Source organism: Tepidimonas charontis, from assembly GCF_007556685.1.
Taxonomy (GTDB): domain Bacteria; phylum Pseudomonadota; class Gammaproteobacteria; order Burkholderiales; family Burkholderiaceae_C; genus Tepidimonas; species Tepidimonas charontis.
The window spans coordinates 1-13,334 of record NZ_VJON01000055.1 but is presented as its reverse complement, the minus strand read 5'-3'; the positions used below and the strand labels follow the sequence as shown (position 1 = coordinate 13,334).

Annotated in this window: 10 protein-coding genes and 1 CRISPR repeat array; all 10 genes read left to right on the top strand. The window is 62.1% G+C overall.

Going from position 1 to position 13,334, the window contains the following annotated elements:
* The first annotated feature begins 154 nt into the window (after positions 1 to 154).
* The 10 genes from csx2 (at position 155) to csx16 (ending at position 10,061) form a co-directional block, all read left to right on the top strand.
* Entirely contained in the window at positions 155 to 1,360 is a 1,206-nt protein-coding gene (gene csx2 / locus Tchar_RS12345; protein ID WP_144329309.1) for a TIGR02221 family CRISPR-associated protein, read from the top strand.
* Positions 1,361 to 1,431: 71 nt separating this feature from the next.
* On the top strand, positions 1,432 to 2,508 hold the full coding sequence (locus Tchar_RS12340) for an RAMP superfamily CRISPR-associated protein (RefSeq protein ID WP_144329308.1): 1,077 nt from the start codon (positions 1,432 to 1,434) through the stop codon (positions 2,506 to 2,508).
* A 10-nt stretch (positions 2,509 to 2,518) separates the two neighbouring features.
* A complete protein-coding gene (gene cas10, locus Tchar_RS12335) occupies positions 2,519 to 5,407 on the top strand; it encodes a type III-B CRISPR-associated protein Cas10/Cmr2 (RefSeq protein ID WP_144329307.1) in 2,889 nt (962 codons plus the stop codon).
* Positions 5,404 to 6,543: a type III-B CRISPR module-associated Cmr3 family protein gene (locus Tchar_RS12330; RefSeq protein ID WP_144329306.1), complete on the top strand. Its 1,140-nt coding sequence runs from the start codon at positions 5,404 to 5,406 to the stop codon at positions 6,541 to 6,543. The genes cas10 and Tchar_RS12330 overlap by 4 nt, the downstream gene beginning before the upstream one ends.
* Positions 6,544 to 6,556: 13 nt before the next feature.
* Positions 6,557 to 6,802, top strand: coding sequence for a hypothetical protein (locus tag Tchar_RS12325; RefSeq protein ID WP_144329305.1), 246 nt, complete (start codon positions 6,557 to 6,559; stop codon positions 6,800 to 6,802).
* A gap of 2 nt (positions 6,803 to 6,804) precedes the next feature.
* Positions 6,805 to 7,224, top strand: a complete 420-nt coding sequence (locus Tchar_RS12320) for a type II toxin-antitoxin system VapC family toxin (protein ID WP_161595528.1) — start codon at positions 6,805 to 6,807, stop codon at positions 7,222 to 7,224.
* 10 nt (positions 7,225 to 7,234) lie between these two features.
* Positions 7,235 to 8,161 carry a type III-B CRISPR module RAMP protein Cmr4 gene (cmr4, locus tag Tchar_RS12315; protein WP_144329303.1) on the top strand — a complete coding sequence of 309 codons (927 nt, stop codon included), beginning with the start codon at positions 7,235 to 7,237 and terminating at the stop codon, positions 8,159 to 8,161.
* Positions 8,162 to 8,163: 2 nt separating this feature from the next.
* The gene (gene cmr5, locus Tchar_RS12310) at positions 8,164 to 8,568 is read left to right on the top strand and encodes a type III-B CRISPR module-associated protein Cmr5 (RefSeq protein WP_144329302.1); all 405 of its coding nucleotides are present in this window, start codon (positions 8,164 to 8,166) and stop codon (positions 8,566 to 8,568) included.
* A gap of 2 nt (positions 8,569 to 8,570) precedes the next feature.
* Positions 8,571 to 9,764, top strand: coding sequence for a type III-B CRISPR module RAMP protein Cmr6 (gene cmr6, locus Tchar_RS12305; RefSeq protein WP_144329301.1), 1,194 nt, complete (start codon positions 8,571 to 8,573; stop codon positions 9,762 to 9,764).
* Positions 9,765 to 9,770: 6 nt separating this feature from the next.
* Positions 9,771 to 10,061: a CRISPR-associated protein Csx16 gene (gene csx16 / locus Tchar_RS12300; protein ID WP_144329300.1), complete on the top strand. Its 291-nt coding sequence runs from the start codon at positions 9,771 to 9,773 to the stop codon at positions 10,059 to 10,061.
* Positions 10,062 to 10,782: 721 nt separating this feature from the next.
* Positions 10,783 to 13,149: direct repeats of the CRISPR family, unit length 37 nt; unit sequence GTCTAAACCACAGACCTGATGAAGAAGGGATTAAGAC.
* Positions 13,150 to 13,334 lie beyond the last annotated feature (185 nt).

The window sequence follows — 13,334 nt, the reverse complement described above, 5'->3', positions numbered from 1 at the left end:
CTCATTGCGGCCGTGCGCCTCATCGGCCGGTGGCTCGCCCAGCGGCGGCCAACCGAGACCAGTGGCGCCAACCCTGCCCAGCTGCGGCTAAGGGCGGCGTGAAAATGAATTTTTCAGGGACGACTATCGATAACCCGACTTGAAAGGAGCGAAGATGTCAGACCTCACCTTGATCAGCTTTCTCGGCCGCTCCAGGCTCGACCGGAAGACCGGCTACAAGACCGCCAATTACCGCTTCGCCGATGGCCGCATCGAGACGACGCCATTCTTCGGGCTTGCCCTGTGCGCGCAGCTCAAGCCCAGCTGCATGCTCCTGCTGGGCACTCAGGGCAGCATGTGGGATGCGCTCGCCGAGCACTTGAGCGGCGACGAGGCGGAGGAGCTGCGCATCGAGCTCATGGATGCCGTGGAGTCGGCGCGGGTCGATCAGGCCCTGCTCGACCGCCTGACACCGCTGGTGGAAAAGCGGCTGGGCATGGCCTGCCAGTTCAGGCTCATCCCCTACGGCGCGGACGGCGATGAGCAGATCGGCATCTTGAGCGCCATCGCAGAAGCCGGGCTTGCCGGCCCGGTGGTGATCGACGTCACCCATGGCTTCCGCCACCTGGCGGCCCTGGGGCTGGTGGCCGCCTTCTTTCTCGAGCGCGCCGCCAAGCTCGACATCCGCGGCCTGTACTATGGCGCCCTGGATATGACGGTTGATGGCATCACCCCCGTCGTGCGCCTCGATGGGCCCGCCGCCGTGCAGGACTGGGTGGCCGCCCTCGACCACTACGATGCCAATGGCGATTACGGCGTCTTCGCCCCCCTGCTCGTGCGCGATGGCGTGCCAGAGGACAAGGCGCGTTGCCTGGAGGAGGCCGCCTTTCATGAGCGCACCTTCAACCTGTCCGGCGCGCGCCAGAAACTCCTGACCTTCCTGCCGGTGCTGGAAGGCGAGCTTGCCGGTGCAAGCCGCTTGTTCCGTCGAGAATTGCAGCGGCGCTTGTCCTGGGTGCACGAGGGTGGCCTGCCTGAATACCAGCGCAAACTCGCCTACGAGTACCTCAGGCGGCGGGACTACGTGCGGGCCGCGGTCTTTGCCTGGGAGGCCGTGGTCAGCAAGCAATGTGTCGATCGCGGTCTGTCGCTCAACGACTTCAGGGCAGGTCGTGAACCCGCCATCGATGCCTTCGAGGCCGAGATCCAGGCCGGCGAGCACCCAGACGGGATGGCGAAAGCCTACTGGAGCCTGAAAAACCTGCGCAATGCCCTGGCGCATGGCAACCCGCCCTCGGTGGAGCGCTACCGCAGGATGCTGGCGGATGCCCAGACCCTGCATCGAGAACTCGAGGCCGCCATACAGCGCCTGCTCGGTTGAATCGCAAGCTTGCCGGGCCGGTCAGGGCGTGTGCGATAAGTGACAATGAGCCTCCAGGAAGGAGCAGCAAGGTGAAACGACTGAGTTACCAGCTACGCTTTAATACCCCGGCCTTTCTCGGCAACGCCGAGCAAAGCGGGCAGTGGCGCACACCGCCCTTCAAGGCGCTGCTTAGGCAGTGGTGGCGCGTGGCAAGCGGAATCACGGATGCAGACAAGCTGCGGGAAGAGGAAGGTCGCCTTTTCGGGGCAGCCAATGACGAGGGAGGCGGAAGCCAGCAGAGCCGGCTGCGGCTGCGTTTGCATTCCTGGTCTGAGGGCCAATTACGTGGCGCCTGGGGCAACGACCCGCAAGTCCTTCACCCCGAAGTCGGCCCGCACGGCCGAAATGTTGGCACCCACCTCTACCTTGGCTATGGGCCGCTTACATACCGGCAGGGCACTGCCTTGAAACCAAACGCTGCCATACAAGCTGGAGAGTGCAACTTCCTGCATCTGGCCTGGCCCGGTAAGGAGAAAACGCTCGTAGAACTCGTACAACTTTTGCACTGGTTCGGCACCGTGGGCGGACGCTCCCGCAACGGTTGGGGTTCAATGGAGCTCGAACCGATCCCTTCGGATCAGGACGGCGGCCAGCCCCCCTCCATCGCCCCGTTGTCTGCAAATCACACGCTGCTGTGCCGCGTCAGTCGGCCTCTTAGCGAATGCCTACAGCGGGACTGGCCGCATGCCTTGGGGCTCGGTGCAGACGGTCGCCCGCTGATTTGGCAATCGGCCACGAGCTTTGTGACCTGGCGCGAGGCCATGCAGGCGCTGGCCAAAGCCAAGATTGGGTTTCGCACAGTGTTTCCACTGGGGGCATCCGGGCCCTTCATGGACCGTCATCTGCTGGCCTATCCGGTGACGAATCACCCCGTGCGTGCGTGGGGCAACCAGACCCGCCTCGCCAACCAGCTCCGCTTCAAGGTGGCAAAGAACGATCATGGCAAGTTGGTGGCGCGCATCTTCCACCTGCCATGCGCGCTGCCGCGTGAGCTGGCGGAAGTCCTGGGGCGCAGCGCACCTACACTGCAGAAACAGTTGGAGATTTGGCAGACCGTGCATAACTGGCTAGACAACACTGTGCTGTCTGGTTTTCAACGCATTTAAGGGAGCAACGATGACCCTTTGGAAAACCAAACTCGCCGCTTGGCTGCACGACCCAGCCGAGAAGGCCCTGGTGCTGCTGCGCGACAAGACCGGCCACGAATGGGGCACCGTAGCCAAGCTGCGCGAGGCGCTGTTCGGCAGCCGGGCCATTCCGACGGACATCAAACCCATCCTCGAGCGCGCCGACTGGTACGCCGCCGCCGCTGACCGTCCGCAATGGCCGCTGGAAGAGGGCGGCGCACGCTATGCAAAATGGACGCAGGTGGATTTCGCCGAAAGGCCGGTGCTGATTCATCCGCTCACCGGCGTGGCGCATCAGCTACGCCCACTGACCAATATTCCGCCCGAGCATCTCAAGACAGTCAGCCACGATCATTTCAACGGGCTGATCCTTCGCGACGCTGAGGGTCGACCCGATTACGAAAAGACCCTGCTGGCCTACTGGCGCTTCGGGCCCGATACGCCGGCCAAGGACTTGCATCATCTGTGGCAGAACCTGCCCGCCGACACCCGCGTGCCCGATCACAGCATCTGGGCGCACCTGGATCTCGTCTCCGCCCTGGCCGGGGCGATGGCGGGCGACCCAACCGGCACACCGGCCCTGCTGGCGGTGAGCTTTGGCCCGGTGCAGGGCTTCATCGCCGAGGCGCGCACCACTTCCGACCTGTGGGCCGGCTCGCACCTTCTGGCGCGCATCGCCTGGGAAGGCATGCGGGTGGTGTGCGAACGCTTGGGGCCCGATGCGATCCTGTTCCCCAGCCTGCGCGGCGTGCCGCTCGTTGACCGCTGGTTGCGTGACGCCATGGGACTGCCTGGCGAGTGGTTCCAGGGCGAAGACTGGGCAAGCAGCAAGACGGACGCCAACCCCTTGTTCGCGGCGGCGTTGCCGAACCGCTTCGTCGCCATCGTGCCGACTGACCAGGCCGCCAGTCTGGCGGGCGAGATCACCCGGCGCGTGCGCGACTTAGTCGTCAAGCTTGGCGAGGAGACGCTGCGCCGTATCCTGGAGGAGATCGGTGAAGCCTGGCGCGACGATCTGCCCTGCGTTGCGCAGTTGAAGGAACAACTGGCGGACTTCCCCGAAGTCCACTGGGCCGCGGTGTCGTGGTCGCTGGCCGAGGGCGAGGCGGAAAACGGTCGGCCTCGTACCGACACCACGAAGCTGCGCGAGGCGCTCGCCCGTTTATATCCCGAGGGGGAGAAGGTCGGCTTTCTCGATGGCGAGGCCTGGCGAGTGTTGAGCCAAGGCATCGAACTCGACGGCGCGCGGTTCTACGATCCCAACCCCGGCACGCTCTACCCGGCGCTCTACGACCTGCTCGACCGCGTGGCCGCCGCCGCCAAGACCGTGCGCCCGTTCGCGCCGCTCAAGCAGACCGGCTACCGCTCGACGATCAATGGCGAGCGGGAGTGGCTGACGCTCGATCGTTCGCAACTTGCCCTGCCGCCTGGCAGCCGCCAAGATACGCTGTGGACCCGATTGGCTGCCAAGCGGCCTTCCTGGGTCAAGCCCGGCGAACACCTGGACGCACTGGCCGCCATCAAGCGGCTGTGGCCGACGCTGTTTACCGAGGAGGTACGCAGCATCGTCGGCCAGGACGTGCGTCGCTACGTGGTTTCCACCCACACCCTGGCCTTGGCGGTGAGCATGGCGAGGCTGATGGAACAACCAGCGAACAATGAGCTGGAGACGCAGGCCGCGCGCGCGACGCTGAACGCGCTGGTGGCCGACGACACGCTCGATTCGGCGGCACTTCCGCGCAAGTTGGCAATCCTGGCGGATAAGGCGAGTGCCGATGCCGCTCGCCTGGCGCGCAAGCTGCCTGCCCTACTCGACCGTTTCCGCGAGGCAGAGGACGAGGAACGCCGCCGGAACCTGGAAAATACCATCAAACGCGCCCTGGGCAGCAGGCCGGAGGCCTACTACGGCCTGCTATTGCTCGACGGCGACCGCATGGGGGCGTGGCTGTCCGGCGGGAAAGACGGTTTCGCGCTCCAATATCGCCAATGCTGGCATCCGCAAATCCGCGAAAGTGACGCCGTGCGCGATCTGAGCGAGCGCCACCCGGCCTTGCGCGACTATCTCAACACACGGCGTCCACCATCGCCCGCGCGCCACGGCGCTATCTCCCAGGCGCTGAACCACTTTTCACTGAAGACCGCCCGTTTCGTGGTAGAGGACTGCTTCAAGGGTAAGCTCGTCTATGCCGGCGGTGACGACGTGCTGGCCTTCGTCTGCGTCGATGACCTGCTGACGGCCATGGCCCTGCTACGCTGCCTGTACTCGGGACTCACCGTGCCGGAGTGGCTGCTCAAACGTCTCGACGACAGGTCGCGCAGGCGTTTCCAAAGCGGCAACGGCTGGCTCAAGCTGGATGAAGAGCTTTTCCTCACCATGGGGGATAAGGCCACTGCCTCCTGCGGCGCGGTGGTGGCGCACCACCAGGCGCCGCTCGGCATGGTGCTGCGCACGTTGCGCGAAGCCGAGGCATCCGCCAAGAAGGCCGGCGGGCGCGATGCCTTTTGCCTGCGCATCCTCAAGCGCGCTGGCGGTGAAGTGGGGGTGACGGATAAGTGGTTCCGGGCAGAGGGCGACGGCGCAGTCGGCTTGCTCGACGCCCTTATGCGCATGCTCGCCCGCAAGGGTGTGTCGCGCCGTGCGGCCTACAACGCGGTCGAATGGCTGGGCCGCTTGCCGACCCGCCCTGACGCGGCCTTGCTGCGCGCCAACCTGGCCTACCAGTTCGCGCGCCAAGGGGGCGACCGTGAACTCGCGCTGCGGCTTGCCGACTACGCCGCCCGCCATTACCCAGAGGCCGCGGCCAAGCTATTGATCGACTTCCTCATGACTGCCGAATTCCTCGCCCGTAACAGCCGCCATCCGGAGGCCGAATCATGACCGCTTGGCGCTTCGTTCAACCCGTCGACACCCTCTCGCTGCGCGGCAATAAGCTCTTCGGCGCGGCGGGGGACTATGGCGAATCCGGCTTCCCACCCAAGCCATCGGTGCTCGCTGGGGCGCTGCGCTCCCTCCTTCTGGCGCAGGCCGCCGACGAGATGGAAAGCTTTGCTGCGGGCCAGCGGCTGCAGGATGAGGCCCTGGACCGCATTCTGGGTATACCGGCAGAACCCGGCGCGTTCGCTTTGCGCGGCGTACTCCCCGCCACGCGGGGCTCCGACGGAAAAGTGAGTGTGCTGCTACCGCTGCCGGCCGATCTGCTGGCGTTCGACGAAGGCCAAACCGTCCGTATGCTCAAGCCGCAGCCCCTGCCCGAAGGCGTTTTGGCCAGCACGCCGGAGGATCTCTCCAGGGTTGCCATCCTCCGCCAGCCCGAGGCGGCGAAACCCGAGGGCGGGTGGCTTATCAACGAGGCAGGCATCGCCGCTTACCTTACGGGCCAGCCGATCCAGCCGCAGCATCTGGTGCGGCAGTCCGGCCTGTGGGGGCGCGAGGCGCGTGTTGGCATCGCGCTCTCCCGCACTACCCGCACGGCCGAGGACGGCAAGCTCTTCACCGTCGAGCACACCGTGCCGCGGCAGCCGGAACACGGCGGCCTCGCCGTTGGGCTTGCCGTGGCCGTCGAAGGGGTGGAAGATCGATTGCCCTCCAACGGCTTTGTGCGCCTCGGCGGAGATGGCCGCTCCGCGGCGCTCTTCGCCATGCCCGCCCCGACTTGGCCTTCGCCCTTGGACACCATCAGGCAGACGGGCCGCTTCAAGCTCGTGCTCACCACACCGGGCCTCTTTGCTGCAGGCTGGCGCCCGACCTTGCCCGAGGGGCTGACCGCCAAGCTCGTCTGCGCCGCCGTGCCGCGCTTCGAGGTCGTCTCCGGCTGGGATCTCGCCGCCTGGACGCCCAAGGATGCCGCGCGCGCCGTGCCCACCGGCGCCGTGTACTGGTTCGAGGGATTCAAAGGTGACCCCGGCAAGCTTGCCGAATGGGTGGCAGGCGGGTTGTGGGGCGAAAATCCCGATCGCCAACGCCGCGCCGAAGGCTTCAACAACGCTTGGCTTGCGGCCTGGCCGCAACCCTGAAGGAGACGCAATCATGCGCGCCCATCGTATCAAGGCTCACGTCAAACCCAACCAACCTCTGGTCGTTGAGCTGCCGCCCGATCTACCGGAAACGGAAGCAGAAGTGATCATCCTGTTGCCAGATACACCGGCCACGAAGCCAACCTTTGCCACACTCGAAGAATACGATGCCTGGCTGAAGCGCCAGCCGCCATCCCCCTACACGGCCGAGGAGATCGAGCGCCACATCGCTGAAGAACGGGCGGCCTGGGGGGAATGAAGGTGAACCGGGTCTATCTCGATGCCTGCATCGTCATCTACTACGTCCAGCAGCATCCGCGCTATGTCGACGGCATCACCCGCGCGATGCTGCCAGCGAAAAGCCCCAAACCGCAGTTAGTGGTGTCAGACCTGACCCGCCTGGAATGCCGCGTATTCCCGATGCGTCGCCATGACGACCGTTTGTTGGCCGAATACGACGCCTTTTTTACGCTACCAGCGGTGCGCCACATGCTTATGGACACAGCCGTCTTTGACCTGGCCACCCGGCTGCGTGCCCAACATAACCTCAAAACCCCGGATGCCTTGCATCTAGCCGCCGCGATCCACGCAGGCTGCCAAGAGTTCTGGACCAACGACGATCGCCTGGCCCAGGCAGCCGCCGGGCACATCACCCTGGTCTCATTCGACGAAACCCAATGAGGGAGCCCCCATGTTCGAGAAAACCCGCCTGCTCTTCCTTTATGCCGTCAGCCCCGTGCACATGGGAGCCGGTCAAGCCATCGGCGTCATCGACAACCCCATCCAGCGCGAGCGCCACACTGACCACCCGATGATCGCCGGCTCCGGCCTCAAAGGCGCGTTGCGGCATCACCTGGAGGGAAAGTGGAACAAAGCCGAGGTGGCGCGCCTGTTCGGTCCGGAGTCCAACGCCTCGGACTATGCTGGCTGCGTGAGCTTTGGCGATGCGCAACTGGTCGCCTTCCCCGTGAGAAGCCTCAAGCGCGGCTTCGTCTGGGCCGTCTCGCCGGTCACCCTGGCACGGCTCAAGCGCCTGGCCGTGCTCGCCGGCTGCCAGATCGACTGGAGCGTGCCGCAACCCGATGCGGAGCAGGCGCTGGTGGCGGACGCTGGCGTACTCAACCAAAGCCGCCTGGTGCTGGAGGCCTTCGATTTCGCGGCCAAGGAATCGGAGGCGCTGAAGACGATTGCAAAGTGGCTCGCGGACAACGCCCTGCCAACCGGTCCGGCGCACCAGCACTTCCGCAGCAAACTCGGCAACGACTTCGTGCTGCTGCCGGAAGAGGCCTTCAGCCACTTCGTGCGCAACGCCACCGTCGTCGAGCCGCACGTGCGCATCGATGACGAAACCGGCACCGCCGACGAAGGGGGGCTCTTCTACACCGAAAACCTGCCGTCCGAGAGCCTGCTGGTCTCGACTGTGCTGGCCTCGGCGGAACGCAGCCCGAAAGACAAACGCAATGGTGAGCCGATGTCGGCGGATGAGGTGATGCGTATCCTCGTTGCCGGCAACGGCAAACCCGGCCTCGATGGGGCGCTCATCCAGGTGGGCGGGGATGCCACCACCGGACGCGGCCAGGTGGTGCTGCGCTTTGCGCCCGAGACGAAGGAGGGTTGATCATGCGGCAGACACTCGACCAGCAACGCGCTCAATACGCCTGGGAGCAAGTCAGCCAGGTCGCGCCAAACCTCATCAAAGACTACACCCGCGAGGCCAAAGGCGCGCCGGCGCTCATCATGGGCAGCGGCCTGATGCAGACCCTAGCCTTCTTTCAGGCCAAAGGGAAGAACCAGCATCTTGCCCTACTCAGCCATTTGTGCCGCTGGCTCGGGCGTACGCTGGGCGGCACCGCGGTGACTGACCGGGAACGCTTCCCACCCGAGGCGGCGGCAAATTTCGCCACCGTCATGGCTGCCTTGCATACTGCGCCGTCCTCGCTTTATCTGCGCGCCACCGACGAGGCCCTGGCCCTGCTGCGCTGGATCCGCCAATTCGCCGACGCACGCAAATCCATGGAGGGCTGAACATGCGCGCTGCCGTTCCCCAGTATGTAGGCGCCGATTTCAGTGACTGCCCGCCTGGCCATCGCCTCGGTCTCTATTTCCCAGCCTGGAAGGATGACTGGTTACTTGCCAAGGAGGGCAAAGGTGAAGCTCTCAAACAAACCCTGGAATTACGATTCCATGCCAAGGAAGCCCTGGAGGCCCTGCGCCGGCGCCAGGCCCTGCTGCTCGACGCTATACCCGAGGATGCTAGGCTATCCATTGCAGCCCGCTCCACCGCCCCTTTTGCCACCGGGCTGGGCATGGAACACCCGTTGGAAAACGGCTTTGCCTTCTTGAACCCCTATGGCCTGCCGTATCTGCCCGGCAGTTCCATCAAGGGCGTGTTGCGCCGCGCGGCGCAGGGACTGGCCGCCGAACCCAGTGAGGCAGACCGCAAGGGCTGGAGCCAGCCCGCCATCACGGCCCTGTTTGGCCTGGAGAGTGAAGATCGCAGCAAGGAACACAGCCGCGGCGCGCTCACCTTCTGGGATACCCTGCCCAATCCCGACGGCAACAGCCTGGGTATGGAAGTGATGACGCCGCACTACGGCGACTATTACAAAGGGAAGACAACGCCGCACGATGCCGGGCAGCCCAACCCCATCGTCTTTCTGGTCGTTCCCGCCGGCAGTGAATTCGTTTTCCATCTCATATGCGACACCCGTCGACTCACCCAGGAAATGACCTCGTCCTGGAAAGAGCTCATGCGCGCTGCCTTCGAGCACGCCTTCGATTGGCTGGGTTTTGGCGCCAAGACGGCGGTGGGTTATGGGGCGATGGCCATCGACGCAGAGGCCATGGAACGGACCGAAAAAGAACGTGCCAAACGCGCCGCCGAAGCTGAACGCCAGCGCGCTGAAGCCGAACAGCAGGCCAGGCTCGTCTCCCTAAGCCCCAATTTACGCCTTATCGAGGAATTCAAGCTGCGTGCCCGTGAGCGGTTTGAGCAACTGCGCGGCGGCAAGGATAGAACTAACACCTACCTGCATACCGAAGCGCAGCGGCTCGTCAAAGCCGCCCTCGAAGGCGAGGGCTGGACAGCGGAAGAAAAACGCGCCCTGGCCGAGGCCATCGAAGCGTGGCTGCCCAAACTCGTCGAGCGCTTCGACCGCAAGGATGACTGGAAAGAGGCGCGCAAGAAGCTCAAGCTGGCGGCATTGAAAGGCGAGGCTTGAAGCGCCATGACCACCTACTTCGTCACCCGCCACCCCGGCGCCGTGGAGTGGGCTGCGCGCCAAGGGCTAGCCGTCGATGCGGTGATCGCTCACTTGGATCCGGATGAAATCCAGTCCGGTGACGTGGTGATCGGCACCTTGCCGATCCATCTGGTTGCTCAGGTGTGCGCCCGCGGCGGGCGATACTACAACCTTTCGTTGGATGTAAGCCTCGACGCGCGAGGCCGGGAACTATCCGCCGACGACCTCATACGCTACGGGGCGCGGTTGGAGGAATATCACGTCGCGCGTGTTTGATGGCAAAAAACACCCTGAATCCGTGTCGATGCAGGCGAACACCGCGTAGGTCGGGCTTCGGTCCGACCAAGTTTATCGCCAGTCAGCCAGAGCTGGCGGCCATCCCGAACGACCGCCACTTTTATCTCTCATGCAGCAAACCCCTCAAGCCTGAAGACCTGCCCGACTTGATACGCGAGAGGCGTGCCAAGCCGGCCGACATTACGAACGTTGGTTGCGACACCGTGCAGCGCTTTTATGCCAGACCAGTTGCCGCCCCGGCCATCCCCTGCGCCGATTCCGCCAATGGCACGCCCCTACTTTTTATCACCATCATCAGGGGGGTTATGAAAACTTGGGCCCCGTCCGCCACCTCCGACTCTAGCGTGAGTGTCGCGCCAGCGACTCTCGAGGCTACCCTCCCCTGCGGGGGAAAGTTGGGGGGAGATGGAACCGTCCATGGCCGCCTCCTGCACTTTCACCCATCAGGGGCGGCTCATCGGCCAAAAACAGCAAGGCGAAGCATCAAGCAGCGTGAAAAAAGCCAATGTGCCTGAGCAGCTTGTTATACAGAAGTTCTTTAATGGCGAATGCGCTCGCCTACAGTGCGGCGAAGACGCTACCTGCCACGGTGCCGGTGGGCTGGCACCTGGTATGTCTGGAAGGAAACTTTTCGAGGGGCTCAAAAACTGTCAAGGGTGTCTGCAAGATGTTGATTTTGATGATAAAATGGACATGAGCTGTCTAAACCACAGACCTGATGAAGAAGGGATTAAGACTCCGCATTCGTGAATGCGCTAGGCATAGAAGTAAAGTCTAAACCACAGACCTGATGAAGAAGGGATTAAGACACTCGACCGCCACGAGTAGCCACCGGATGGTGGGTCTAAACCACAGACCTGATGAAGAAGGGATTAAGACGGCGGCGTCTTGGGGGACCTCCCCCTTGAAGGGTCTAAACCACAGACCTGATGAAGAAGGGATTAAGACATTGGGGGCAGGTGATCTGCGCCTGGTAGCAGGGTCTAAACCACAGACCTGATGAAGAAGGGATTAAGACCTTCCGTCTCGATGACGGTTTCATGCGCCGTGACTGTCTAAACCACAGACCTGATGAAGAAGGGATTAAGACACCTTTTGCTTTGATGAAATTGTCGATAGCTACGGTCTAAACCACAGACCTGATGAAGAAGGGATTAAGACGTTTTGCAATTGCGTAACGTACACCGCCCGCCCCGTCTAAACCACAGACCTGATGAAGAAGGGATTAAGACTCCATCGACGATGCATTAGTAACCCGCACCGGGGTCTAAACCACAGACCTGATGAAGAAGGGATTAAGACTTGCCCTTCGCGTTCATGACGACGAGCTCGTTGGTCTAAACCACAGACCTGATGAAGAAGGGATTAAGACGAGGAGCCCTTCGTCCTCGATGACGGCGTCATCCGGTCTAAACCACAGACCTGATGAAGAAGGGATTAAGACACTATGGGGCGATACTGACCGTTCTGAAGCTGGGACGTCTAAACCACAGACCTGATGAAGAAGGGATTAAGACCTTCGGCGCACCGCCGGATGATCTCGTACACGAGTCTAAACCACAGACCTGATGAAGAAGGGATTAAGACCCCGCAAGTGCGGGCCTGATCCACACCCGCACCGGTCTAAACCACAGACCTGATGAAGAAGGGATTAAGACGCCCGCAGCTCGTCGATGATCATCGAGCGCAAGGTCTAAACCACAGACCTGATGAAGAAGGGATTAAGACGGTAGTAGCCCTCGGCAATCGCAAAGCGCGGCCCGTCTAAACCACAGACCTGATGAAGAAGGGATTAAGACTCAAAACCAACGGTGGTTTCGATGTACTCGTGGTGCGTCTAAACCACAGACCTGATGAAGAAGGGATTAAGACCGCGCATGCGCCCCGAGTACTGCTCGTAGAGATGTCTAAACCACAGACCTGATGAAGAAGGGATTAAGACTTCGGCTGTGCTTGACTTTGCGGCTGAGGGGGGTCTAAACCACAGACCTGATGAAGAAGGGATTAAGACAGTGCGCACAGAACGGGAGGAGACAACCCGAAAGGTCTAAACCACAGACCTGATGAAGAAGGGATTAAGACGCGCCCAGCGCCAAATACCCGCACACGGTCGCCGTCTAAACCACAGACCTGATGAAGAAGGGATTAAGACAAGCCGGAAACCTCCATGATGAGCACCAGCAGTCTAAACCACAGACCTGATGAAGAAGGGATTAAGACAAAGTCCGGGTTAGGCAGTCGCACCGGAATGTCGTCTAAACCACAGACCTGATGAAGAAGGGATTAAGACCGGGCCAAGCTTTCAAGCGCAGCAGCGTGCGCAGCGTCTAAACCACAGACCTGATGAAGAAGGGATTAAGACACCCAGGTCGATCGGCGCATCAAATACAACGTCTGTCTAAACCACAGACCTGATGAAGAAGGGATTAAGACACCCTGTCACGGACGGTTTTTTCTTGATCAGTGTCTAAACCACAGACCTGATGAAGAAGGGATTAAGACAACGCTGCGGCTGCTTGCTTTACGGCATCGTGCGGTCTAAACCACAGACCTGATGAAGAAGGGATTAAGACGCATACAAAAAAGCCGGCTTTACACCGGCCTCGGGTCTAAACCACAGACCTGATGAAGAAGGGATTAAGACTCGGCGTCGAGGTGGCGTTTTTGCGTCATCGCCAGGTCTAAACCACAGACCTGATGAAGAAGGGATTAAGACTCGGCGTCGAGGTGGCGTTTTTGCGTCATCGCCAGGTCTAAACCACAGACCTGATGAAGAAGGGATTAAGACCGCGCCGCGCGCGGCGCCGATGTCGTCCAGGCGGTCTAAACCACAGACCTGATGAAGAAGGGATTAAGACCAGGCGCTCGACCCACTTGTGGCCGAAGAACGCGTCTAAACCACAGACCTGATGAAGAAGGGATTAAGACACAATCACCCACACCTAGCGACCAAGGCACAAGTCTAAACCACAGACCTGATGAAGAAGGGATTAAGACGCAGCCGTCCGCGCTATCCTTTCCCGCCCTTCAGTCTAAACCACAGACCTGATGAAGAAGGGATTAAGACCGAGGGGCTTGCCCTCGGCCCGCGCCTTGAGGCGTCTAAACCACAGACCTGATGAAGAAGTCGTCCCTGAAAAATTCATTTTCACGCCGCCCTTAGCCGCAGCTGGGCAGGGTTGGCGCCACTGGTCTCGGTTGGCCGCCGCTGGGCGAGCCACCGGCCGATGAGGCGCACGGCCGCAATGAGGC